The following is a 24,540-nucleotide window of genomic DNA, read 5'->3' on the forward strand; positions in this document are numbered from 1 at the left end:
TTAAAACTAGAAAACCTTCTTTATACAGATAGGTAAGGGGTTGAAGTTATCGCTCCCTTTTCCCCCTGTTCACACCGTACGTGAGACTTTCATCTCATACGGCGTTCCAACTAAACCAATTTATTCTTTCTATGTATAAAGCAGACCAATGCTATTTTACTTCCAATTTAGATGATTTCATTCTGACATTTTAGTCTTAGATAATTTATTTTTTCTTTCTGTTTACTTGAAAGTTTTAAAGATTCTAAAAGAGTTTCTATTTTACTTCTATCTTTTAGATGGATTAGTTGATGTATCGTATCCCTCACGATAAGAAGATTAGAATACTTATCATCTTTTGAAAGATGATACGGCATGATGTGATGACAATGCCATTCCCCTATACCTAATGCTTCTCCTAATACAGCACATTTGCCGTATTGGGCAATAAACTTACTAATTCTGTTGTCATTGTATTCAATCGATCGGTTTGGAATATAGTTCCGCATGATATAGGAAAGAGTTACTTTATCTATAGCTTTTAGGCTATTATGTATTTTCGCTCTGCCTTCGGCCGTAAAATTACAAACTGTTTGGGAAAAGCACAGTGGTCTTTTCCACTTCTGGGCATAAATAGGCACAAACACCATGTTTTGTATTTTGTACAGTCGAGATTGGTAACCCTTGTATCTTTTCTGAAGGGTTTTCGTCATATCATGGAAACTTGCCTCGGTTCTTATGTTCTTTAATTGATTATATAATGCTTTGCGGAGATGAGCGTTTAACCCATTCAGATTAATAGTAATGTTGGTTGCGAAAGAATAATAGTTTTGGATTCCCATGACAACAGTATTGAAATTCCAAACAGTCTGAATGCAAGGATTTCTTTTGACTACTCTTATAGCTTCCTTTATCTTTTGGAAGGCATTTTCTTTAGCCTTCTTCGACATATCGGACCTAGCTACATAACCAAATCTTGTTTTTCCTTTCCTAATGGCCTTTATGGAGAATCCAAGAAACTCAGAAGAGTTTTTCTTAATATTTATTACTCTCGATTTCTCTTCGCTTGTCTCCAAATGCAGTCTTTTTCTCAAGAAATCCCAATGCGTAGTTCATTTTTATTGCCTGTGACCTAGTTCGGCACATTACCTTAAAATCGTCCGCATAACGGACGATGAAGCATTCCTTTAGGGCTGTTTTCTTTAGTTGTTGATACTTACTACCACTAACGGAATAGGTGTACCTACTCTTAAATGTCTCCCACTGGTCACTAACCCACCAATCCAATTCATTTAATACAATATTGGAAAGTAAAGGTGATAGGATTCCTCCTTGCGGAGTACCTTTTGTAGGAATACCTTCTCCTTCAATCTTTGCTTTTAATAGCCTTGATATAATAGAAAGAAGCGACTTATCCCTAATACCTAATGACCACATTTGTTTAAGAAGTTTTCCATGATTCACGTTATCAAAGAAACCTTTAATATCCACATCCACACAATGATAGAGTCCAGTTTGATTGATAAGAAATTCAAGTCTAGCCTTAGCGTGATGAGTGCTGCGGTTTGGTCTAAATCCATAACTATGTTTATGGAATTTTGCTTCACAAATCGGTTCTAAAACTTGAAGAATACACTGCTGAAAGATTCTATCCCAAATTGTTGGAATTCCCAAAGGTCTAATTTTACTGTTTCCTTTTGGAATGAAAACACGTCTTACTGCTTGTGGTTCGTACCTTTTAAACATGGATTGAACCTTGGCTATTACATCTTCCACTGTTAAGTGTAAAATATCATTAATCGTTAATTTATCTGTTCCCGCCGTTTTGCTACCTGTGTTTCTTTTAATGTTTCGATAGGCAAGTCGTATATTATCTTCAGAACACATTAATTCTGTTAAATCATAGAAGTGATGACCACTGACACTTTGAGCATATAGGAAATCAAAACAATCTTGCATACTATAATACTCACTGTGTCTCAATTTCTTCCGTTTCAATAAGTCGGTATCTCCTTTCGGAGTTAAACCTCTGTTAGTCTCACGAGAACCTTATTAATCGATAAAGAATTGCCTTTCATGGTTGAATAAATCTTTATTAGTCTAGTGGCTATCCCTCCATGTGGATTAGACACTTCATTGGTACTGTGCCACCACTTTCCCTGATATAAAGGAAAGTTATACAACAACTATTCTCATTGTTGTTTTCCTTCCCAACGTTTCATTGGAAGTAAGTCCTCCACGTTATCAGCTTACAACGTTGAGTTATATCTATTATAGAATGAACGTAGGTGCTTCCTTTAAGCCTGTTAGTATTCATACGCCTGTAACGTATCATGGATTTTCATATTAGCGATTCTTACTCACCCACAACTAACCTCACAATTTGGTGATATACACATTTCTATGTATCGCAGGTATGGACCCTTACATTCAGAAGTTCGTCAGCTTAACCATTTCTTTTTGGTTTATTTGCATTCTCACCTTATTCATTCAACTCAAGCACCATGAATTACACCACTCCATCGAGTAGGCTTTCGTCAGCCGAACTGATACGGTAATTTCTCACGCCTTTTCACCGAGCTTATAACACTATCATTCTTACTAAATTCAGTGCTATTCGACTAAGAGAGAACCCTTCTAGGCGTTACCCTATCATTTGATTCATCGATATAACCCTTCAATTCCGAGAGGAATTGCCTAGCCTTTATTGGAGTAATGTGACCACCCTCCATTTATACTAGGAACATTTCGCACCGCTATCCTGCCCCGTTTCTGCCATAAGCTTATTTTCATCTATTACAGGAATGCCCCTTAGTCTTCAAAGAATTTAAGCATATTTTAGTTTTCATTACAAAGACTAATGAAAACTACTTCTTTTAGGAGAACAATTGTTATGAAATCTATATTCTTATTTTTATTATATTTTACAGCTTTAAACACCACAGTATCTGCAGAACCTCTATCAGAAGCCATTTCAAAATCATCGCTAACGGAGTCTGCCTTTTTGAGATTTCTTGGCCCAACAATTCTTGAGATAATGGAGACTCATGGTGATAATCAGCTCTTTATGAATGAAAAAATAGAATCGATCACTAAAAATATTGAGCAAGATTCATATGATGTAACTATACATATTATTGGATTTGAAGGCCCCCCATAATCCACCATACAACTCCATTCGAATAGTAATTCGAATACCTGGTGAGAAAACTGGCTCCTATGAAGTCATTTCATATACAAACCACTTGCCTGATGGAGTAGATTAACTTCTTCTTCATTTAAACTGCCCCTTTAGTGCCTGAATAGATAAAAAGCATTAATCCTTCTTGAATCAAAGCCCCCCTGAATTCCTCCTATATTTCTTGTAATTAATGCTTCATTTCGCCAATACATTTAATATTAAGTAAAAAGGAGTGATAGCCATGTTCCAAATACTCGTTGAATTTCTATCTAACTTAATCTCATTCTTCTCCACATCTTCAAGTTAAAGTTGGTCAGGGGTTATTTTAGCTGTCCCATCTAAGTCTACTACGCAATAATTGTGATGAATTCCTTCTTCAACTAACCTGACCCTAGCGGCATATGAAGCATTTTATTATTATTAAGAATGTATCAGAATCTTTAATTAATAAATGTTAAAAACACCACTAGAGTATAATATACTTAGGAAAACACTATTTAGGGATTGCTTCTCATGATTTATTCTAAATATGGTTTAATTAATTTCTGAATATCATCGTCATCCAATCTCTCGGACATTTCTTCTAAGAACTCTCCAACCGGTAAAAACTCCACTGAAAAATCCTTATATAGCTCTTTAGAAACATGCTTTAAAACTTTATAGTACTCTTCAGCTAGTTGATATAAATCATTCTCTTTGGTATCCCTTTCTGGTAGTAACCTATTAAATATATATAACCTTTCAATAGTCATCTCATAGTTATTTAACAGGGCAATTATTGGGTATGGAATTGAAAGTGTTTTTATTTCAGTCATGTATATTCTCCTTCGCATAATCTAAAAAGCAAAATTTTCATTATAAGTCTGATTTACTAGCCATACGGATTACATCTTCTTCAGTTAAATTTAGTAAATTCATTCAAATATCCACCAAAAAATATGTAAATCCTTCTTTCACTAACCTGCCATAACTGTTCCATAAGACTGGTACTACACTTATTACGTGAACTCCCTCGTTAGTAAAAAGAGAACTCTCTTATTACAGAACAACATGATTTCTTATCATTTATGAGTTCATCATTAGCTATATACACCCTATCATATAAAAGATTTTTATAACCATTACAAAAGAACTATAAAAATGTTTCAAAAAGTCATTCTTCATAATTAATGATATAGAAGTACATCTTGTTTATCCTAGCCATTTTTAGGGTAGTAGGCAACTAACTTACTTACTTAAGAATTGATAAGGAGATGGTGTAATGGCTGATAATAGCAACATTTGGTTTACTTTATTATCAAGCATCTTTTTCATTGCAATCATAGGAGTTTATACATACCGAAAATCAAGAGGTGTTAATAACACAACAGAGGGGTATTTTCTCGCAGGCAGAGGAATGTCTGGTGGTTTTATTGCAGGTGCCCTCATCTTGACTAACTTATCAGCAGAACAAATGGTAGGGCTTAACGGACAAGCATATGGAGGAAACATGACGAGTATGGCCTGGGAAGTCACCTCTGTCATGGCAATCATTATCATGGCGTTAATTCTGTTGCCGCGCTATTTAGGGGGTGCCTTTACTACCTTACCACAGTTTTTGAGAGATCGTTTTGATGAAGATGTGCGCAAGATGGTAGTAGTTCTCTTTATGCTGGGCTATGTTTTCGTAACGATTCCCTCAACTCTTTATTCTGGAGCACTCGGGGTGTTAAAACTTTTTGATCTTCCTAACTTAACTGGTTTGTCTTACACCCAGTCAGTTTGGGCGATGGTTTGGATTATAGGAATCATTGGGGCACTTTTCGCAGTATTTGGAGGAATGAAAGCAATTGCTGTATCGGATAGTTTAATTGGTATTGGTCTCATTGCCATATGTACATTGATTCCTATCATCGGCCTATCTGTCCTTGGTAATGGGGACATACTCGGAGGATTAAAGACAATCTCCACAAGCAGTCCAGAAAAGCTGAACGCAATTGGATCAAGCGAGGATGCAGTTCCTTTATCAACTATATTTACAGGCATGCTATGGGCAAATCTCTTTTATTGGGGAACAAACCAATATGCTGTACAGCGAACATTAGGAGCAAAAAACCTTGAAGAGGGCCAGAAGGGAGTATTGTACACAGGATTCTTTAAACTACTGGTGCCCGTACTTATGATGTTTCCTGGAATTATAGCCTTTCATTTATACGGAGGAAATTTAACAACAATAGATTTAGCATACCCTACATTAGTTGCTGACGTTTTACCATGGTATCTTCAAGGATTATTCTTAGTAGTCCTACTAGGAGCTGTTTTCAGTAGCTTTAACGCATTAATTAACTCAGCAGCAACTATGTTTGCTTTAGATATCGTTAAACCAATAAGGCCTGGTATTTCCGATAAAAGGTTACTTTCTTTGAGCAAAGGGTTCTCTGCTTTTTTAGCTATTATCAGCTTTTTCATATCTCCATTACTTATGCTAGCACCAGATGGTCTTTGGGATTTAATTCGTCGTTTTACTGGTTTTTTTAATATACCTATTATCACTATTGTATTGATTGGTATATTTGCTAAAAAGGTTCCCTCCATTGCGGCAAAGATAGTGATTATTTTTCATGTTATTACCTACTATATAATGTTATGGGGAACTCGTCATATTTTTGGATTTAACATAGATATAAGCTATATCCATGTCTATGGTATTTTATTCTTTGCAGAATTGGTTATTATGCTGGTAATTGGGAAACTCTATCCAATGAGTAAGCCTTGGTCCTTTAAACCAAATACAAAAGTGAACATGAAGCCTTGGAAGCATTCGTTAAGTATCAGTATTGTTCTCCTTGGCTTAATGGTAGGTTTTTATTTAATCTTTTCTCCAATTGGCCTTGCATATGAGAATGGAATGGTATCACCTTTATTCCTTCCATGCTTACTAATCCTTATTACAGTAACAATATTGCTCGCCTATATATGTATAAAGCGATGGAATAGAAAATATGCACAGTATGTTCACAAAGAGACCTACAACTCTGGCAGACAAAGCAATATTAAAAGCGATATAAGTTAAAAAATAAGAAAGCTCCCGTATTATTAGCTAAGGGCAGCTTTCTTTTATTAGGATTATGTCGATGTATACTGTTTAAAAATAACTACTTATCTATTGGTTATTCTTCAACAGAACAAATTTTCCTTGTTAAGCTGCCCCTTTACTACCATAAGCAATATTTCATTATATAGAGATGCTGACCATAAGAAAAGGACTCTCCTATTTATTTAAGAAAAGCCCAAAATAATATATTTCTCCAGCTTCTACTCACTCTCCAAGCATTTCCTTTAACTTAGCAAGTGTAATTTCTTCTGTACTATCTACCTGCCAATCTGCTTTTTTCATTCGTTCTCTTGTCCCAACACCTATTGCATACATATTCGCACCTTTAATAGCCTCAATTCCTGCCTCGGCATCTTCTATTCCTACACATTCACTTACATCTAATTGAAGCTGTTTTGCTGCTTTTATAAATATTTCTGGGTCTGGTTTGCCCTTATTCAGGCTACCTGGGTCCACAATCGTATCAAAGAATGAAGTAACTTCTAGTCTCTTTAGAATGAAAGGACCATTTTTACTAGCAGAAGCAAGAGCAATTTTTAAACCAGCATCCTTACATTCAGAAAGAAATGCCTTCATTCCAGGCAAGACATCCTTTGGTGTAATATCATTAATGAGCTCTTGATAATATTGATTCTTATCTGTTGCTAACTTCTCTAATTGTTCTTCCGTGTAGTTACTTCGTATATTTCCATGGTCAAGAATCTTATATAAAGATTCCATTCTACTAACTCCTTTTAGTTCTTCATTAAACTCCCGGTCAAAAGGAACACCTATTTCTTCTGCTGTCTTCTTCCAAGCTAAATAGTGGAATTCTGCAGTGTCTGTAATTACCCCATCTAAATCAAATATTATCCCTTTTAGCATGTTTAAACCCTCCTAATAGTTGAAAAAAAGAAGCCCGTTGTTTAGGTAATCTAAAGTCAGGCTCCTCTGTTTTAGTTAGTTATTCTTTCCAATATACTCTTTATCAAGAGTAATCTCATTATCATATAATTGAAGCTGTAATGGATTACCAGATATAAGCTCTAATTTCACTTCTTCTGTAGTTGTGGTTACCTTTATTAAACGGTTGCGATAATTAATAGTAAAGGCATAATGGCTCCATCCTTTAGGTAGGAATGGGGCAAAGGAAAGATCTCCTGTTGCTGTACGCATTCCAGCAAAGCCATGTACAATAGCAAGCCAAGAACCTGACATACTAGTTATATGCAACCCATCTTCCGTATCATTGTTATAGTTATCTAGGTCTAACCTTGCTGTGCGTTGATACATCTCATAAGCTTTATCTTCCATACCTATTTCAGCAGCTAATATCGAATGGACACATGGAGAAAGACTTGATTCATGTACCGTCATCGGTTCATAAAAAGCAAAATTACGCTTCTTCTCATCAAGGCTAAACTCATGATTTAAGAAATACATCCCTTGTAAAACATCTGCTTGTTTAATAAAACAAGAACGTAGAATTTTGTCCCAAGACCATTTTTGATTAAGTGGTCGTTCTTCCTTCAACAGAGTATCTACTGTACGTAAATCCTTATCTAAGAAAGTATCGTGCTGAACAAATACTCCTAATTCCTCATCTGCTGGATAATACATTTTATCTATAATATCCTGCCAGCTTGATAATTCTGATGAAGCTATGCTTAAAGCGTTTTTCTTATCTTCTCCTGCTTTTGCAAGAAGCTCTAATGTATATCTTAATGTCCATGCAGCAATAGTATTTGTATACCAGTTATTATTAATGTTGTTTTCATACTCATTTGGTCCCGTAACACCATGAATCATGTACTGACCTGTCTTTTTAGAATAGTGAACACGATCTGCCCAGAAACGACTGATACCTACTAGTACGTCAAGTCCGTCATTTAAAGCATATGTTTCATCACCAGTATAAGTAGCGTAATTAAAGATAGCATGGGCAATTGCTCCATTACGGTGAATTTCTTCAAACGTAATTTCCCATTCATTATGGCACTCTACACCCGTGAAGGTTACCATTGGATAAAGAGCACCCTTTAAGCCTTGTTGCTTTGCATTATGCTCTGCACCTGGAAGCTGTTGATGGCGATATTGTAATAACTGCTCCGTTACCTTAGGCTCAGCAACTGCTAAATACATTGGCACAATGTAAGCTTCTGTATCCCAATAGGTTGCACCACCATATTTCTCTCCTGTAAACCCTTTAGGTCCAACATTCAAGCGAGCATCTTCACCATAGTACGTAGAGAATAGCTGAAAGATATTAAAGCGTATCCCTTGTTGTGCTTCATCATCTCCACCTATCTGAACATCTGCTTTTTCCCATCTGTCTGCCCAGGCATCCACATGATCTTGCTTCAATACTTCATACCCTTTATCTTTAGCAGATTCTACGATTTTCTGAGAAACTGCATTCAATTCTGATTCTTCCCAATCTCTTGAAGTAGTAATGGCAACATATTTTCTTAAAACGATTGTTTCTCCCTCTTGAATGGTATTTCTATAATTATTAGCAACATACATAGATTTTTCGTTGTATGAAGAAACATCTACATTGTTTAATTCATTGAACATGGAAGCAGAAACAGTAAATCGCGGTGTACCAAAAGGATTATCAACTGTTTTCATTTCTAACATCCCTTTGTTTGCTTCCACTTTCTTAGAAATTTCTGACCAAAACTTTTCTTCATAATTAGAATCTTCGTTTGTAACATCGCCATCAAGGTAAGGAACCAATTCCACTTTGTTTGAACCTAATAAGGAGGTAATCTTTACTTCAATCGCACAAACTTCCTTTGAAACGATACTTAAGAATCGTTCAAATTCAAATTTCAGCTGATTATCACCCTTTTCTAGTATGAAGCTCCTTCTTAAAATTCCTTCCTTCATATCTAGCTCTAGATGAAAATCTGTTACCTTGTCTTTATTTAAGTCTATTTTCGCACCATCTACATAGATGTCTACTCCAATAAAGTTCATCGCATTTATCACTTTACCAAAGTATTCGGGATAGCCATTTTTCCACCATCCTACTCTTGTTTTGTCAGGAAACCAAACTCCAGCAAGGTATGTACCTTGATGATGATCCCCAGAATAACCTTCTTCAAAGTTACCACGCATCCCCATATAGCCATTGCCAATGGATGTTAAACTTTCTTGTAATCGCTTATCTTGAACCTCTAATTGATTAGATATTAACTTCCAGCTATTTATATCGAAAAGACGTTTATTAGACATACTCTTCTCACCTCATCATTTATCTGATTGACTCTTTTTAATAATCACGCTCTTTAAAACCTGTTCTAAAGAAAGCAAATGCAATCATTAGTACTGTTCCTAAGCTCTGTATCATAATTAGTGTAGCAACATCGAATTGTATAAACCCATATATAACAGCTACAATAGTTGGTAATCCAGCTGCATTTAGAACAATATTTGATGCTTCCTTAAATGTGCGTATATGAGTAATGTTTGATCTTTTTGTCAACCATAATACACATGCCATAAATAGGAATTGTAAAATATTCATCGCAACATATAAACCTGCTATTAAGCTCAACAAAATAGGAAGAAGCATTGCTTTATTTTGTTGATACCATATAGAACCAATATATTGCATAACATCTTCTTTATTCTCTATTTCAAAAGGATACTTTTCTTCGTTAGTTGGATAAAACAATTGAAACCCAAATCCATTATCTTCTGCAATTAATGCATAATCCTCTTTAAAAATAATCGCATTCTTATATCCCTCAACAGAAATCTTTTGATCTGTTCCAACCTTCTTAAATGTATTATCTACATCAACTGCTATTACATTTTCCTCATTTTTTTCTACAAACTCTTCACTCAAACCAACTAATTTACCATCTTTTATTGTCTTAGAAGATAATTCTTGTGCAAAGTCGTCTGTAATTAGGCTAGAAGTGTTTGGAAAGAGAAATTCAAATGGAAAAATAGTTAATTTAGCCATTTGTATAGAGGTAGGCATCATCATACATGCAATTAAAAAGATAAAAAGGATAAACATCTTTGGCCATGTAAGTAAACTCTTCCCCTTAAAAGCATTTGTAGGGGTAATGATAGACCGAAAGTATTGCATTAAAAACGGTTCAGATTTCTTCATTTGTATCTCCACTCTTTTCTACTTGATTATTTCCATTTTTACAGAAAGAGGAGGGAAATCCGTACCTCCTCTATTTAACAGTAACTCTTCCTATGAATTATCCTTTTGATCCCCCACTAGTTAATCCAGACACGAAGTTCTTCTGTAGGAAGAAGAATAAAACAACGATTGGTAAAGCTGCAAGTACAGCACCAGCTGCAAATAGTGCTACCTTTTGTTCACGTGGATTAGAAATAAGTGTTTGTAAACCCACAGCTAGTGTTAGTAATTCGTTAGAACGTAATAAGAATTTTGATAGTAAGAAATCATTAAATGGTGTCATAAATGCCCATAATGCCTGAACAGCTAACATTGGTCGTACCAATGGTAAGTTAATTTGTAGGAAGATTCTTAGATGCCCAGCACCATCAATACGTGCACTTTCATCAAATTCTCTAGGAATCGTATCAAAATATCCTTTCATTAACCAAACATTCATTGGAATTCCTCCACCAATGTAGATTAGTGATAGTAACCAATACTGATCAATTGCACCTAATACAGTTGCAAGAACATAATAAGCAGTTAGTGCTGCCATTGTTGGCACCATTTGTATTACAAGGAAGAAAATCAAGCTATATTTTCGACCCACAAAACGGTAACGGCTAAATACATATCCTGATAATGTGACTAATGTTACTTGAACAATCATTACTCCTATGGCAATAATGATTGTATTTTTATACCAGCTTAAATAATTTGTTTCGTTAAAAAGTCTTGTGAAATTATCTAATCCCCAATTGGCATCAAGCTTTAATGTAAATGCTGCCATATTAGTAGCTTGAAAAGCACTTGATGCTGTTACCAATAAAGGATAAATAATAATGATAGAAAGGATTCCTAAGAATCCATACGTTAATATTCTATTTATTAAGCGTGAGGTTTTCATGTTCATCCTAATTCATCTCCTCATTACCAAAAGCATTTGTTTTCTTAAATGTAATAAGTGAAACTGCAATTACAATAACAGAAATAATCAATGTTACTGCTGCAGCAACAGCATATTGCGGCGCTTGACCAGTAGTTAGTTTATATATCCATGAAATAAGAATATCTGTTGAGCCAGCGTTCCACCCAATACTTCCTGGTCCTCCTTCATTGAATAGATAAATGATAGAGAAATTATTAAAGTTAAATGTATATTGTGTAATCATTACTGGAGCTGTAGCAAATAAGATCATTGGTAATGTAATACTACGGAACTGCTGTAAAGCAGATGCCCCGTCCAGATTAGCCGCTTCATATAAGTCATCAGATATAGATTGTAGTACCCCTGTAACCATTACAAAGATATAAGGGAAACCAAGCCAACCTTGTATCATTATAAGTGCCGTTTTAGTCCAGGTAGGATCTGTTTTCCATGAAATAGCTGGTATATCAATAAGTGGCAAATGATTAATCAGTGGAATAACCTGCGCATTAATTGCCCCAATACTATCATTAAACATATTAGAGAATCCCATAATAGAAATAAATGCTGGAACTGCCCATGGTAATAAGAAAAGAATTCGGAAGAAAGCTTTTCCTTTAATATGCTTTTGATGTAAAACTACTGCAGCTACTACTCCAAGAACAATTTGTAAGGTTGTTGCTCCAAATGTCCAAATAAGTGTCCATACTAATATTTCCATGAAAGTAGATCGATAAGAGCTTAAGAAAAAGATGTTTGTAAAGTTTTCGAAACCAACCCAATCAATTAGCTTAAATGGAGGAATATGTTGAAAATCATAGTTAGTAAAAGCAATAAATAATGTTACTAATACTGGAAATATAATAATGAAAGCCATTAATATATAGGATGGAAAAGTAAAGATGTATGGAAATCCTTGCTCCCAAAGATTCTTTAATATATCAATAGTTTTTGTATTTATCTGTTCCCCTCTATCTCTTAATTTTCCGATTTTATATGCGTCTATAATATTTAAAACATAAAAGAATAGGAAAATTGCCGATAGTATTAGCTGTAATGTACCTTTGATCATTAGAAATAACGAGTGATCATCACGAGGGATACTTCCTAATGTTATTAGTCCTGTTAATGCTTGAAATCCTGTCATTGCCATCTGAATCGCAAATACTACAAAAAGAGCGAAAAATATAACTCCTTTAAATGTTTGTTTATTATAAAATTGTCCTAATCCAGGAATGATGGATAACAGGGATGCATTCTTTTTATGATTACTTGCCGCTTGACTCATTGTCGGGCTTCCCCTTTCTACATTTGCATGATAGTTGCATTAATGATATTGATTGATTTACCAAAAGAAATCTTCACTCTCCCCACTTCTTTTGGTAAACCAAATTCATCGATAATTGGAAATTAATGCAAACGATTGCGTTAATTTAAAGAAGAAATTTCTAATTATTCTTTCGAAACAATTAGAAATTCCTTTTAGAAGGGAGAGTAATCTCCCCTCATTTGTCTATAGCTTAATATTTTTGTTCAATTGATTCTTTAATTGTTTTCACTGTATCTTCTGCAGATTCTTCTGGTGTTTTAGATCCAGATACTGCATCGAACATTAGATATTGTCCGCCATCCCATACTTCTGCCATTTGTTGAATGTTTGGCATTGGAGAAGCATTTTCAAAGTTTGCAATTACAGCTTGAGCTAATTCGTTATCAGCTGGCACTGCTTCACGAGCAATTGTATTAGCTGGGATTTCGTTTAAGTCTTCAAAGAACTTAGTTGCGTTATCGCTGTTACCAACATACTCTAACCATTTAGCTGCTAATTCTGGATCTTTCGCGTAAGAAGAAGCTACCCAAGCTTTTCCTCCACCAAATGCAGCATATTTCTCACCATTAGGTAACGTTGGGATTGCACCAACACCATAATTCACGCCAGCTTCTTTATAAGTAGCTGCCATCCAAGGTCCATCAATAACAACTGCAGTTTTTCCAGTTGTGAACATTTCTGTAATAAAGTCACCAGAACCAGTTACATCTTGCATACCTTTTGGCCATTGATCATACCAAGTTTTAGCATATTTAATAGAATCGATAGTTCCTTCATTATTTAATCCGATATCAGAAGGATCTGTTCCATCTTCACCAAATGCGTATCCACCATAACCAGCAATTAAACCATAGCTATAATAGAAATCTGTCCATTTTGCTAGGAAAGCAGTATTTTTACCAGATTCTGATTCAAAAGCATATTTGCTATCGCTTGTTAATGCTTCTACTCCAGAGAAATCTGTTGGCATTTCATTGATTAGGTCTTTGTTATAGTAACCAACTAATGTTTCAATTACAAATGGTGTACCATATTGTTTTCCATCAAATGTAACTAATTTTGATTCAGCATCCGTAATTCCTTCTGGTTGTGTTGTCACTTCTGCTAAATGTCCTTGGCTTCCCATGGAACCTACTCGGTCATAAGGAGTGATGAATACATCTGGACCTGTTCCAGCTGGACCATCTAATGCTAATGCATCAGCTTGATCAGTCATCGCCATTACAACTACATTTACTTTTGCGTCATTTTCTTTTTCGAAATCACCTTTAATGCTTTCAATATATTCTTTATAAGAATCTCCATCCACAGAAACTGTTAATGTTTTTTCTCCATCAGATGAGCTTCCACCTGAATTTTCTTTTGTATCATTGCCGCATGCAGCTAAAGAGAAAGCTGTTAATAAAGCTACTCCAGACATTAAGTATTTTTTATAACTTTTCATGAAATTTTCCCTCCTTGTTTATCTCACATTCTTATTGTAAAATCGAAACGCTTTCAATGCAATCGCTTTCTCTGTGTTACCGATAACAGAATATCTCAACTATTATTTGCACCTTATCCAATAATTATTAATCTAATGTAAATACCAACTAGATTTTATGATGATAAAAGAACATTATTTTGTCAACCATATACATAAAAAGAGTCAGATTCTCCCTTATTTGCGGAGAATCTGACTCTTCTTATTATTATCCTTTTAATCTCTTAAGAGAGATTTTACCAAAATTCCATTTAGAGAATAGGAAGGTTAAAAGCATAGGAACAACTACTGCGACTAACATTGCTAGAGCAAACGGAACCCAAAACTGTGTTTGGATAGAAAGGATACCTGGTAAACCACCTACTCCAATAGAATTGGCCATTACTCCTGAACCTACAGATATTATTGCTGCAACTAATGAACCACACATTGCAGCCAAGAATGGGAATCCATATTTTAAATTTATACCAAACATTGCGGGCTCTGTTACACCTAGATAACAAGAAATAGTTGCAGGAATAGATACTTGTTTTTCCTGTTCATTTTTACGATTAATAAAAATCATGGCAAGAACAGCTGAACCTTGTGCAATGTTAGATAGAGCGATCATTGGCCAAAGCATAGTTCCATTAAATTCACTCATTAATTGTAAGTCAATAGCATTTGTCATATGATGTAAGCCTGTAATTACTAGAGGAGCATATGCAAACCCAAATACAGCCGCAAATAACCAACCAAGTGAACCAGTTAAACCTGTATACACAACATCTGAAATGAATGAACCAATTTTCCATCCTAATGGACCTAATACTGTATGTGCAATTAATACAGTTGGCACTAAAGCAAAGAATGGTACTACAATCATAGAGATTGCGTTTGGAACTATTTTACGTAAGCGTAATTCTAGGAAAGATAATAATAGTCCTGCTAAGATAGCTGGAATAACTTGCGCTTGATAACCAATCATTTCCACTTGAGCAAATCCAAAATCCCAGACTGGAATTTCTTCTGCTCCAACTACTGAGTAAGCATTTAATAATTGTGGAGAAACTAAAGTAATACCTAATACAATACCTAGTATTGGAGTTGCCCCCATTTTTCTTGCTACTGCCCAGGTTATACCAACTGGAAGGAACTGAAATATTGCTTCACCTATTAACCATAAAAAGCTATCCGCTCCTGCCCAAAATTGTGAGACCTCTATTAATGTTTTTGTTCCGTCTTCCATTAAATCGATAGACCCTATTACATTTCGGAAACCAAGTATTAAACCTCCCACTACAAGTGCTGGAATGAGTGGTGTAAAAATATCTGCTAAATGTGCAATCATTCTTTGTAGGAAGTTCATATTTTGCTTTGCTGCTTCTTTCGCGTCATCCTTGGATGTATCACTCACACCTGCAATTTGAATAAATTCATTATAAAAAGAAGCTACTTCGTTTCCAATAATAACCTGAAATTGCCCTGCCTGAGTAAATGTTCCTTTTACTAAGGAGATTTTTTCAATGTTTTCCACATCTGCTTGTGAGGTGTTCTTTAATACAAAACGCATTCTTGTTGCACAGTGCGTAACTACAGAAATGTTTTCGCTTCCACCAATATGTTCAAGAAGCTCTTGTGCTGGTTCTCTATATTTCCCCATGCTATCTCTTCCTCCTTTTCGTGTATCTTGCTAGATGTATTAATAATTATCATTAAATAATTGCTAAAAATAAACCTGTATATACAAGTTTTGTTTACGGTTTCATTATAAGTTGTATATACAGGTGTGTCAATATAGTTACAGGAAAAAAATAAATAGCAGTACGAAAGAAAACAGGTATCAAATTTCTCTTCCACCCTGTTTTCTTTCGTACTGCACTATATGCTTATTTATAATTACGTATTCTCTTATTAATTTATACTGGCCATTTTTCTACTTGGAATGCCATATCCCAAAACTTATATTCTAATTGGCAGCTTAATAAAAAATATTCCTTCAATTTTACTTTTCTTTCCTCATTAAGTGAGAGGGCTAGCTCATCTAATCGCTCACAGAGTGTAGCTGTAACAGTCATGGGCCCATCTCCATAGAAATGAATCCAATCATAAAAAGGATGTGTTCTCTCTGGTTGAACCTCTTCTATCAATTTCTTTCCTATCTCAATGTAAGTCCATGGACAAGGAAGTAATACAGCTAATATATCTGCCAAATCTCCTTGATAAGCTACTGTTAACATATGTCTTATGTAATGATGGGCAGAAGGAGCCAACGGGTAACCCTGTAATTCTTCATAGCTAACACCAGCAACTTCACAAAAATTATTATGCGGGTGAACCTCACTATGCAGTACAAAGGAGATTTGCTCATTGAATATCGCCATATCTTCACGAGTGTCACACTTTGCTATTGCAAGCCCATACACCTTCATAAAAGCATTTAAGTATTCAAAATCTTGTTTGACATAATGAATGAGTTGCTCCTTTTGTAGGTCGCCCTTGGCAATTCCTTGCACAAATGGATGCTCCATAATCGCTTGAAAAATTGGCTCTGCTTCTTTTCTTAATTCTTGTGAAAAACTCATTTCACATTCCTCCTTTTTTAAAAAAATAGGAAGAACCTTGAGTGACTATCACAACTCAAATAGCCACTCCGAAAATGGAGTGGCTTAAATGAAAGAAATCAAAAAATCATCGTATGCGCCGACTCCACTTTCCTACGCTAGTGTGAACTAGATCAGGTTCAAAGGGTCCAAGAATTCTTGTCTCAGCCAAATAAGGCTCCCCTAGTGGATATCCTATTTAATTACTTCTACTTTACATGACCTCTTTTTCACCTGTCAATCTAATTGTTGGAATATACAAAAAATAAATCTTTTTAACTATTTTTATTTTACAGGAAATTCACAAAAAAGACATAAATATTGTGATAACAATCACATGTTTTATTGTATAATCACTATATAAACAGTACTAAGTCTAAAAAAAGGGATTTCATTATGTTGGTTGCTTACCACTAAAAGGGAAGAAAAAAGTTTTTTCTTAAGTACTCTATACTAAACTTGTTCTTCCTGTATATTTAAAGGGTAAACAAAAAAGTAGTGGAAAAAGATCATAAGAAAATAAAGGAATACACCATTCATGTAGCTAATGTCCATACTAGAATAGAAGAAAAAAAGGAGTTGTATCTAAATGAAAAATCAAAACATTAATCGTGTTGTACTAATCGGAACTGGTGCTGTAGGCTGTAGCTATGCTTATTCACTTATTAATCAAGGCGTAACAGAAGAACTAGTATTAATAGATGTGAATAAAGAACGTGCAGCAGGGGAAGCAATGGACTTAAATCACGGGATACCTTTCGCTCCATCTCCTACAAAAGTATGGGCTGGTGAATATTCTGACTGTGGAGATGCTGATTTAATTGTTATTACTGCTGGATTACCTCAAAAACCAGGGGAAACACGATTAGACTTATTAGCAAAGAACACAGCTATTTTCAAAAGCATTGTTCAAGAGATTACCGCAAGTGGATTTAATGGCATCTATTTAATAGCAACAAACCCTGTAGATATTTTAAGCTATGTAGTTTGGAAAGAATCTGGACTTCCAAAAGAAAAAGTAATTGGTTCTGGTACCACTCTAGATTCTGCCCGCTTCCGTTATATGTTGGGAGAGTATTTTAATGTAGATACACGTAATGTGCACGCAGCTATCATAGGCGAGCATGGAGATACCGAGCTTCCAGTATGGAGTACTTCTACTATAGGATTAGAAACAATTGAAACTATGCTTAGTAAAAATGAAAAATACTCTCAAAAAGATCTAGATGACATTTTTGTTAATGTACGGGATGCTGCTTATCACATTATTCAACGAAAAGGTGCAACCTATTATGGAATAGGTATGTCTCTTGTTCGTATTACAAAAGCCATTCTTGGAAATGAAAATTCTATCCTGCCTGTATCTGCCTATTTAGATGGACAATATGGTCATAATGACGTATATATAGGCGTACCCGCTATCATAAATCGACAAGGTATCCGTGAAGTAATAGAATTAAAACTAAACGAAAAAGAAACGCAACAATTTAATCACTCTGTTACGGTACTTAAAGAAACCATGAGTTCCATCATATAAGCTTAAATACAAAGGCCTATTGCCGCATACGCAATAGGCTTTTATATATACTCATCCTCCATCCATTGTAGAGGCTCATAGCCATATGTTTTTAAATCAATACTTCCATCTAATTGACTGCTGATACCTTCATTCTCTAGCAATTGCCTTTGGATAGTTGCTTGGTCTCCATTTATGCTAATGTAGCCTCTGCTGTTAATCACTCTATGCCAAGGTAATTGATGATTTTTTGACATAGAATGAAGCACTCTCACTACTTGCCTTGCCGCTCTCGGACTACCAGCTAACTTTGCAATCTGCCCGTAAGTCATTACTCTTCCTGTAGGAATCTCTTTTATGATTGCTATTACTTTTGTAGTAAAAGGAGTCAGTGAGCTCACCTCTATTCTTTTTTCTATTATCTCATAAAATTTTTCCTATTCCCATTTCATTCTGTTTAATGGATAGCTTAATATTTTAATGATATGTTTAAAAAGTTGTAACGAAACAAATAAATAAAACCTGAATTAATAGGCAAATTGCCTACTAATTCAGGTCTTTCATCGGCCGAAAATACATCTTTTCCAGCCTTTTCATCATTACATCATATTTTGTTGTACTATTTGATTCGTTTGGGACTGTGTTTGTGTATAGCTATTTATCTGTTTGTTAATTTCCGCTATTAATACAGGGGAGGAAGTATTATACCAGCCTTGCTGTGACATTAACTGATATGTTTGTTCCTGTAGCTTAAGCGTGTTTTGAAGAAGTTGCTCAAATATTTGACGTACTTCTGGGCAGTTACTCTCCATTGCAGCAGTAGTATACTCTCTTGAAGTTCTTTTTAAGTCAGCCAAGTAAGAATAAACAATATCTTGGTCGCCGATTATCGGTGTTTGTGTATTCATTCTGTTCTCCTTTCCTATTGCATTGTCGGTGCAATAGAAGCATGTTGTTGCAATGTATTCAATAATTGTTGATAATGCTGCTGATTTTGCTTTATAGATTGTTGAAAAAGTTGTTGTACAGCAGGGTTGTGTACATGTGTAAGTGCTACAATTCCTTGCTTCACTAACAAGTCCTCATTTGACATACTATCAGCTATATATTCAAGCTCTTTTCCAGTTAACGGTTGCATCATACCCCCTCCTTCAAAGGTAGTTTGAACAAAAACAATCTATTAAACCTTAGTAAAAATTAGCATTTTATTCACTCGAAACTTCTCGAATAATCATATTTATCTTTGTATATAGGGTAATAGTGTAAGAAGACGAAAAAAGAAAGGAAGGATTAAAGTTGAAAAAAACATATCTAGCTAGTACCCTTGTAACACTTCTCGCATTAACAGCATGTAATAATTCTCCAGCGGAAAGCTCAGAAATGAACGAGAACCAATCGGAACAAACTACTAACAACGAGGAAAGTACTAATTCATCTCCATCCCATGTAAAAGATAACTCCACAGATTCAACAGAGGATACTTCTTCTTCAACAGAAGAATCAACTACTCTCTCTACTGATGAAGTAATAAATCAGGTTAAAGCAGAATTACTAATGAAAGAAAGTAAATTACCAACTAAATTCCCTGTTACTGATACGGGATTTTTAACAGCAATAATCAATAAAAATGAAGAACAGGCATACTCTGTTTCCTTTTATCAAACAGATACGTTTATTCCCATTAATGATTCTACATTAGATGATACCAATCAGAACATTTCGTTGATTGCTACAGTGGAAGGGGAGGTATATGTTGATCCTACTAAACAGCAGGAGCTTTTCCCTGAAACTTCTTTAGATAATATACCTGATGAAATGGCTGTTGACTTAGGTCAAGATATCGTAGGGATGGAAGAAGGAGCAGCTGGTAGTACTTATTTACAATGGAAAGAAGGGCGTTGGGTTTTTCAAATTAAAACACTTTCCTCTTCTTCACTTGATAATGTGAATATAGCTAGAAAAATGGTGGATTATTTAGAGTTAAATGCTCTTCCTGTTCCTAATGAGAGTGGACGATTTGAAGTAGATTACCCAGAAAATGCTGCTAATGTGGAAGTGATTTCTCGCTTTGAAGAAGGAGATATTGTATATAGTATAAAAACAAATGAAGTTCCTATAGATGCATTAATGATGACTGTTGTTACAGAATGATTGTATGTAGAAACCCCTCCTTATTCAAGGAGGGTCACTTTGTTGAAAAAATTACCACAGCCAATTGTAGAATTCATCAAAAATAAGCGGAGAATTCCGACTAATGGTAAATAAATTGTTAATTTCCTTGCTAATAAGCGGAATTTTCCGGTTATTAGCAAGGGAAATCCCTCCTATTTCATATGTTCTAAGGAAATAGGCGTAATTCTCCGTCTATTTCCGTTGTTTTTCATGGAAGAGACGAAAATAAGAGGATTTCTACGACTATTTTTCTAAAAGTGGTCTTTTCCAAATTCTCTATGAGAAGAAAATCATACATTTGATCGCTTTTTTCGATTTTCTATTATTTCCTTATTTGAATAGGTAAAGTACATAAAAAAACCCTCGTTTCAAGGAGGGGTTCCATTCTATATTTAAACTCGTACTTTCATCACGGAGCAGTCATCACACTGAATCATGGTTTTAATAATCTCTTTATTCTTTTCCTCAAATAGTTCATTATGTGAAGACACCATCCCATAGCTAGTGGCTTCTGGTTGGATGTATTGTTTTGCTTTATTTACTGCGTTAGCTGCATCTTGGAAAGCTCCTGCTATTAAGTGTACTTTCCCATCGTGCTTTAGGATATCTCCTGCTGCATATAATCCTGGAACAGATGACTCACTATTTGCATTTCCCGCAATATAGAAATTATCTAGCATCTCAATTTCTAGTTCACTATTTTTTAATAAGGAAGAATCCATTTCATATCCATGATTAATAACTACTTCATCTATTATCACTTGCTTGACTTCCCCTGTTTGGGAATTTGTTAGCTCAACAGAATCGATTCGCTCATGTCCCTCATTCGCTTGTAGCTTTGTAATAGAAGTATGGAATAAGCATTGTACTTTACTATCTAAGACTTCAGTTGCTTTCGCTTCATGCCCTGCTAAGGTATCTTTTCTACATGTTAAATAAACTTCTTTCGCAATAGGCTCTAATTCTAAAGCCCAGTCAACAGCTGAGTTACCGCCACCTGAAATGACCACTACTTTATCTTTAAAATGCATTAATGATTTTACTGTATAATTTAGATTAGAAACTTCAAATCTTTCTGCCCCTTCGATTTGTAATTTCTGTGGTGTAACAATTCCACTGCCTACTGCAACTATTACCGTTTTGGAGTAATGGATATCTCCACTATCTGTTTCAAGTTGAAATAATCCTTCTTCATTTTTAGAGATCAACTTTATTTTTGTACCTGTTACTACCTCTGGTTGGAAGGTTAATCCTTGCTGTACCAACTGCTCTCTTAACTTATCACCAGGCAATGGAGTAATACCGCCGACATCCCAAATCATTTTTTCTGGATATAAATGCAGCTTTCCGCCTAACTGTGGTAAATATTCGATAATCTTTGTTTTCATCTCTCTAAGTCCACTGTAAAAAGCAGAATATAACCCTGCAGGTCCCCCACCAACTATCGTTACATCGAATAGTTCTTTCTGATCCATGAACTGCTCACTCCTACTCCTAGTAATGTCATCTGTAAAAGATATCTATATTATATGAATAATTGTCTTATTTAAGTATACATTGATTATCATTCTCATTTAAATACTAACTCTTTTCACTCTATTTTTCAATGCTTTATTGACATTAAATAAAATCAGCATTACTATTTTTGTATTCTGTTAATGATTATCATTATCACTAATTTTATAATAGAGGAGCGGAAGATATAAACCATGCAGTGGCTCAAAGAACAGTTAACTCTTCATAAACCTTTTATTTATGCACTACTTTCTTCTACTAGAAGACTATGTAACGCTAATTCTTTTTTCTTAACAAATGATAAGTTTACTGTGAAATTCTCACAGCAATCAATAGGACGTGTCTCATGGAATTAGAAAATAAGAAACTCCCTATTCCCTTTATTGGAAAAATTAGCATCGCATTATTTGTTTTTTTATTTGTTTTTATTTTTTCTCTCATTCTTGGGGCAGCACATATCTCTATCAAAGATGTTTGGCTAGCCATTTTTTCTCATACAAACAGCGAATCTATTACGATATTAAGAGAATTGCGGATACCTAGAGAAGTAGGAGCTATTTCAGTAGGAGCAGCTCTTGCTGTTTCTGGAGCCATCATGCAGGGCATTACAAAAAATCCCTTAGCTGATCCAGGATTACTTGGATTAACTGCTGGAGGAAATTTCGCTCTTGCTATTGCTTTAGCTTTTATCCCTTCCCTTAATTATTTCGGTATAATGATTACTTGCTTTATAGGGGCTGCTTTAGGCACTTTACTTGTATTTGGCATAAGCTTCATAAAAGGGAACAGTCTATCCCCTTTGAAGCTTGTTTTAGCAGGCGCAGCCATTTCCACCTTTTTAACGGCAGCGGCTGAAGGAATAGGATTATTTTTTAAAGTATCCAAAAATATATCAATGTGGACTTCTGGAGGGCTAATCGGGACTAACTGGAGCCAACTTCAATTAATTGTTCCATTTATTTTTGTAGGCTTACTTGTATCTATAGTTCTTTCTAAGCAATTATCTATTTTAAGTTTGAGTGAGGAAATAGCTATTGGTTTAGGTCAACAGATAAAATACATAAAGGTTATTCTGTTTATTGTTATTACCATTTTAGCTGGGGCTTCTGTTGCTTTAGTAGGGAATATGGCTTTTATCGGCTTAATGATTCCCCATATTGTAAGGATTATTGTTGGAACAGATTACCGCCAGATTATTCCTATGTCGGCGATTTTTGGGGCAACCTTTATGGTGATTGCGGATACTCTCGGTAGAACTCTTTATGCTCCATTAGAAACATCTGTTGCTGCCATTGTCACCATGCTTGGTCTGCCTTTCTTTCTATTTATTGTAAATAAAGGAGGCAAAGGCTTTTAATGATGACTAATTCTTTAAAAAAGCAACGATTATTCCTTTTATCTTTCATGATACTTATAGTTGTCACTACTTTTGTTAGTTTAGGGCTTGGATCGTCATCTGTATCCTATAGCCGGATTATCCCTACCTTCTTAGGTGAAGGTAGCTTTAAAGAAGAATTTGTGCTATTTTCCATTCGCTTTCCTAGAATCATTATTACGTTTCTAGCTGGTGTTGCACTTGCTTTATCTGGGTCCTTGCTGCAAGGAATTACCAGAAATGATCTTGCAGATCCAGGAATTATTGGCATTAATTCAGGAGCAGGAGTTGCGGTTGCCGTCTTCTTCTTATTCGTACCGATTGAAGCTGGTACGTTCACCTATTTCATTCCTTTGGTAGCCTTTATAGGAGCTTTACTTACTTTTGGTGTTATTTATCTATTTTCTTATAAGAAAGGAATTGGGTTCCAGCCTCTTCGCTTTATCCTTATCGGTGTTGGTTTTTCTATGGCATTATCAGGAATTATGATTGTTCTAATCTCGTCTTCTAAGCAAGAAAAAGTGAACTTTATAGCAAAATGGCTAGCAGGTAATATCTGGGGCACTGATTGGATCTTTATTTATGCCATACTACCATGGCTACTTATTCTTATTCCTATCGCTTTATATAAAGCACTTCAAATTGATTTGTTAAGCTTAAGTGAACAAGTGGCTATTGGACTAGGCGTCTCTATAAGTCGCGAAAGAACTATATTATTAGTCATCGCTGTCGCTTTAGCAGCAGCGGCCGTCTCAGTGGCTGGGAGTATTTCCTTTATTGGACTTATGGCGCCACATATTGCCAAAAGCTTAATTGGACCTAAAAATAAGCTTTATCTCCCTATTTCCATCTTACTTGGTGGATGGTTATTACTATTTGCTGATACAGTTGGCAGAAATTTAGTAGAACCAGAAGGCATACCTGCTGGAATTATGGTTTCCCTTATTGGAGCACCTTATTTTATCTATCTATTATTAAAGAAAGCTTAAACAACATTATATTGATATAACAAAAAAACAATAGGGATATTTTTATTGACTAATTAAACTTTTTAGATTATTGTTGTATTCAGATAATTAAGATTCTAACAAAACTTGACAACTTCATATCGATTTCTTATCAAGAGAGGTGGAGGGACTGGCCCTGCGATACCTCAGCAGCAGATTTTACGAAAATACTGTGCTAATTCCAGGAGCATTACGCTTGAAGATAAGAAGAGTTTGCTTGAGCGATAATATCAAACCTCTTCTATCTGT

General features: G+C 35.1%; 19 protein-coding genes, 1 pseudogene and 2 riboswitches. Of the genes and pseudogenes, 6 read left to right on the plus strand and 14 right to left on the minus strand.

The features are described from left to right. Positions 1-167: 167 nt before the first annotated feature. A pseudogene (ltrA, locus tag F9279_RS07625) lies at positions 168-1,938 on the minus strand (group II intron reverse transcriptase/maturase). A 934-nt stretch (positions 1,939-2,872) separates the two neighbouring features. On the opposite strand from ltrA, the gene F9279_RS07630 reads away from it, so the two are divergent. After that, on the plus strand, positions 2,873-3,139 hold the full coding sequence (locus F9279_RS07630) for a hypothetical protein (RefSeq protein WP_152112201.1): 267 nt from the start codon (positions 2,873-2,875) through the stop codon (positions 3,137-3,139). Between the two features lie 539 nt (positions 3,140-3,678). Here F9279_RS07630 and F9279_RS07635 read toward each other — a convergent pair. Beyond that, positions 3,679-3,975, minus strand: a complete 297-nt coding sequence (locus tag F9279_RS07635) for a hypothetical protein (protein WP_152112202.1) — start codon at positions 3,973-3,975, stop codon at positions 3,679-3,681. A 446-nt stretch (positions 3,976-4,421) separates the two neighbouring features. Between F9279_RS07635 and F9279_RS07640 the strand changes: the two genes are divergently transcribed. After that, entirely contained in the window at positions 4,422-6,212 is a 1,791-nt protein-coding gene (locus tag F9279_RS07640; protein ID WP_152112203.1) for a solute:sodium symporter family transporter, read from the plus strand. Between the two features lie 246 nt (positions 6,213-6,458). Here the strand turns inward: F9279_RS07640 and pgmB are convergent, their stop codons facing one another. The 8 genes from pgmB to tenA form a co-directional block, all read right to left on the minus strand. After that, positions 6,459-7,118 (minus strand): beta-phosphoglucomutase, encoded by a 660-nt coding sequence (gene pgmB / locus F9279_RS07645; RefSeq protein ID WP_152112204.1) that lies wholly within the window; start codon positions 7,116-7,118, stop codon positions 6,459-6,461. A gap of 75 nt (positions 7,119-7,193) precedes the next feature. Beyond that, positions 7,194-9,473: a glycoside hydrolase family 65 protein gene (locus F9279_RS07650; protein ID WP_152112205.1), complete on the minus strand. Its 2,280-nt coding sequence runs from the start codon at positions 9,471-9,473 to the stop codon at positions 7,194-7,196. A gap of 37 nt (positions 9,474-9,510) precedes the next feature. Next, a complete protein-coding gene (locus F9279_RS07655; RefSeq protein ID WP_152112206.1) occupies positions 9,511-10,362 on the minus strand; it encodes a DUF1189 family protein in 852 nt (283 codons plus the stop codon). A gap of 97 nt (positions 10,363-10,459) precedes the next feature. Next, entirely contained in the window at positions 10,460-11,296 is an 837-nt protein-coding gene (locus F9279_RS07660) for a sugar ABC transporter permease (RefSeq protein ID WP_152112207.1), read from the minus strand. Position 11,297: 1 nt separating this feature from the next. After that, complete coding sequence (locus F9279_RS07665; protein WP_152112208.1) at positions 11,298-12,599, minus strand: sugar ABC transporter permease; 1,302 nt, start codon at positions 12,597-12,599, stop codon at positions 11,298-11,300. Positions 12,600-12,831: 232 nt separating this feature from the next. After that, positions 12,832-14,085, minus strand: coding sequence for an extracellular solute-binding protein (locus F9279_RS07670; RefSeq protein ID WP_152112209.1), 1,254 nt, complete (start codon positions 14,083-14,085; stop codon positions 12,832-12,834). Positions 14,086-14,332: 247 nt separating this feature from the next. After that, positions 14,333-15,766 carry a PTS system trehalose-specific EIIBC component gene (treP, locus tag F9279_RS07675; protein WP_152112210.1) on the minus strand — a complete coding sequence of 478 codons (1,434 nt, stop codon included), beginning with the start codon at positions 15,764-15,766 and terminating at the stop codon, positions 14,333-14,335. A gap of 256 nt (positions 15,767-16,022) precedes the next feature. Continuing rightward, a complete protein-coding gene (gene tenA / locus F9279_RS07680) occupies positions 16,023-16,688 on the minus strand; it encodes a thiaminase II (protein WP_152112211.1) in 666 nt (221 codons plus the stop codon). A 112-nt stretch (positions 16,689-16,800) separates the two neighbouring features. Further along, positions 16,801-16,901: riboswitch (TPP riboswitch) on the minus strand. A gap of 394 nt (positions 16,902-17,295) precedes the next feature. On the opposite strand from tenA, the gene F9279_RS07685 reads away from it, so the two are divergent. Then, entirely contained in the window at positions 17,296-18,243 is a 948-nt protein-coding gene (locus F9279_RS07685) for an L-lactate dehydrogenase (RefSeq protein WP_152112212.1), read from the plus strand. 41 nt (positions 18,244-18,284) lie between these two features. Here F9279_RS07685 and F9279_RS07690 read toward each other — a convergent pair whose 3' ends face one another. The 3 genes from F9279_RS07690 to F9279_RS07700 all read right to left on the minus strand — a co-directional run bounded on the left by F9279_RS07690 (position 18,285) and on the right by F9279_RS07700 (position 19,363). Next, positions 18,285-18,614, minus strand: a complete 330-nt coding sequence (locus F9279_RS07690) for an MGMT family protein (protein WP_152112324.1) — start codon at positions 18,612-18,614, stop codon at positions 18,285-18,287. Positions 18,615-18,821: 207 nt separating this feature from the next. Beyond that, entirely contained in the window at positions 18,822-19,130 is a 309-nt protein-coding gene (locus tag F9279_RS07695) for a spore coat protein (protein ID WP_152112213.1), read from the minus strand. A 14-nt stretch (positions 19,131-19,144) separates the two neighbouring features. Beyond that, positions 19,145-19,363 (minus strand): hypothetical protein, encoded by a 219-nt coding sequence (locus F9279_RS07700; protein ID WP_413463200.1) that lies wholly within the window; start codon positions 19,361-19,363, stop codon positions 19,145-19,147. Positions 19,364-19,518: 155 nt separating this feature from the next. Here F9279_RS07700 and F9279_RS07705 point away from each other — a divergent pair, with 155 nt between their 5' ends. Further along, a complete protein-coding gene (locus tag F9279_RS07705; protein ID WP_152112214.1) occupies positions 19,519-20,373 on the plus strand; it encodes a hypothetical protein in 855 nt (284 codons plus the stop codon). Between the two features lie 413 nt (positions 20,374-20,786). Here F9279_RS07705 and F9279_RS07710 read toward each other — a convergent pair whose 3' ends face one another. Beyond that, positions 20,787-21,869: an NAD(P)/FAD-dependent oxidoreductase gene (locus F9279_RS07710; RefSeq protein ID WP_152112215.1), complete on the minus strand. Its 1,083-nt coding sequence runs from the start codon at positions 21,867-21,869 to the stop codon at positions 20,787-20,789. Between the two features lie 386 nt (positions 21,870-22,255). On the opposite strand from F9279_RS07710, the gene F9279_RS07715 reads away from it, so the two are divergent. Both F9279_RS07715 and F9279_RS07720 read left to right on the plus strand, forming a co-directional pair. Beyond that, a complete protein-coding gene (locus F9279_RS07715; protein WP_152112216.1) occupies positions 22,256-23,266 on the plus strand; it encodes a FecCD family ABC transporter permease in 1,011 nt (336 codons plus the stop codon). Continuing rightward, positions 23,266-24,273, plus strand: coding sequence for a FecCD family ABC transporter permease (locus F9279_RS07720; RefSeq protein ID WP_152112217.1), 1,008 nt, complete (start codon positions 23,266-23,268; stop codon positions 24,271-24,273). The genes F9279_RS07715 and F9279_RS07720 overlap by 1 nt, the downstream gene beginning before the upstream one ends. Positions 24,274-24,397: 124 nt before the next feature. Beyond that, positions 24,398-24,500, plus strand: a riboswitch (SAM riboswitch). Positions 24,501-24,540 lie beyond the last annotated feature (40 nt).

The sequence above is a fragment of the Bacillus sp. B1-b2 genome (assembly GCF_009183415.1).
GTDB lineage: Bacteria > Bacillota > Bacilli > Bacillales > Cytobacillaceae > Niallia.

What these genes read in the sequence shown, in the direction of transcription:
- F9279_RS07635 (WP_152112202.1), bottom strand. Translation starts at nt 3,975, where the DNA reads ATGACTGAAATAAAAACACTTTCAATTCCATACCCAATAATTGCCCTG.
- F9279_RS07650 (WP_152112205.1), bottom strand. Translation starts at nt 9,473, where the DNA reads ATGTCTAATAAACGTCTTTTCGATATAAATAGCTGGAAGTTAATATCT.
- F9279_RS07665 (WP_152112208.1), bottom strand. Translation starts at nt 12,599, where the DNA reads ATGAGTCAAGCGGCAAGTAATCATAAAAAGAATGCATCCCTGTTATCC.
- F9279_RS07630 (WP_152112201.1), top strand. Translation starts at nt 2,873, where the DNA reads ATGAAATCTATATTCTTATTTTTATTATATTTTACAGCTTTAAACACC.
- F9279_RS07700 (WP_413463200.1), bottom strand. Translation starts at nt 19,363, where the DNA reads ATGATGCAACCGTTAACTGGAAAAGAGCTTGAATATATAGCTGATAGT.
- F9279_RS07715 (WP_152112216.1), top strand. Translation starts at nt 22,256, where the DNA reads ATGGAATTAGAAAATAAGAAACTCCCTATTCCCTTTATTGGAAAAATT.
- F9279_RS07670 (WP_152112209.1), bottom strand. Translation starts at nt 14,085, where the DNA reads ATGAAAAGTTATAAAAAATACTTAATGTCTGGAGTAGCTTTATTAACA.
- F9279_RS07720 (WP_152112217.1), top strand. Translation starts at nt 23,266, where the DNA reads ATGATGACTAATTCTTTAAAAAAGCAACGATTATTCCTTTTATCTTTC.
- F9279_RS07685 (WP_152112212.1), top strand. Translation starts at nt 17,296, where the DNA reads ATGAAAAATCAAAACATTAATCGTGTTGTACTAATCGGAACTGGTGCT.
- pgmB (WP_152112204.1), bottom strand. Translation starts at nt 7,118, where the DNA reads ATGCTAAAAGGGATAATATTTGATTTAGATGGGGTAATTACAGACACT.
- F9279_RS07655 (WP_152112206.1), bottom strand. Translation starts at nt 10,362, where the DNA reads ATGAAGAAATCTGAACCGTTTTTAATGCAATACTTTCGGTCTATCATT.
- tenA (WP_152112211.1), bottom strand. Translation starts at nt 16,688, where the DNA reads ATGAGTTTTTCACAAGAATTAAGAAAAGAAGCAGAGCCAATTTTTCAA.
- F9279_RS07695 (WP_152112213.1), bottom strand. Translation starts at nt 19,130, where the DNA reads ATGAATACACAAACACCGATAATCGGCGACCAAGATATTGTTTATTCT.
- treP (WP_152112210.1), bottom strand. Translation starts at nt 15,766, where the DNA reads ATGGGGAAATATAGAGAACCAGCACAAGAGCTTCTTGAACATATTGGT.
- F9279_RS07660 (WP_152112207.1), bottom strand. Translation starts at nt 11,296, where the DNA reads ATGAACATGAAAACCTCACGCTTAATAAATAGAATATTAACGTATGGA.
- F9279_RS07710 (WP_152112215.1), bottom strand. Translation starts at nt 21,869, where the DNA reads ATGGATCAGAAAGAACTATTCGATGTAACGATAGTTGGTGGGGGACCT.
- F9279_RS07640 (WP_152112203.1), top strand. Translation starts at nt 4,422, where the DNA reads ATGGCTGATAATAGCAACATTTGGTTTACTTTATTATCAAGCATCTTT.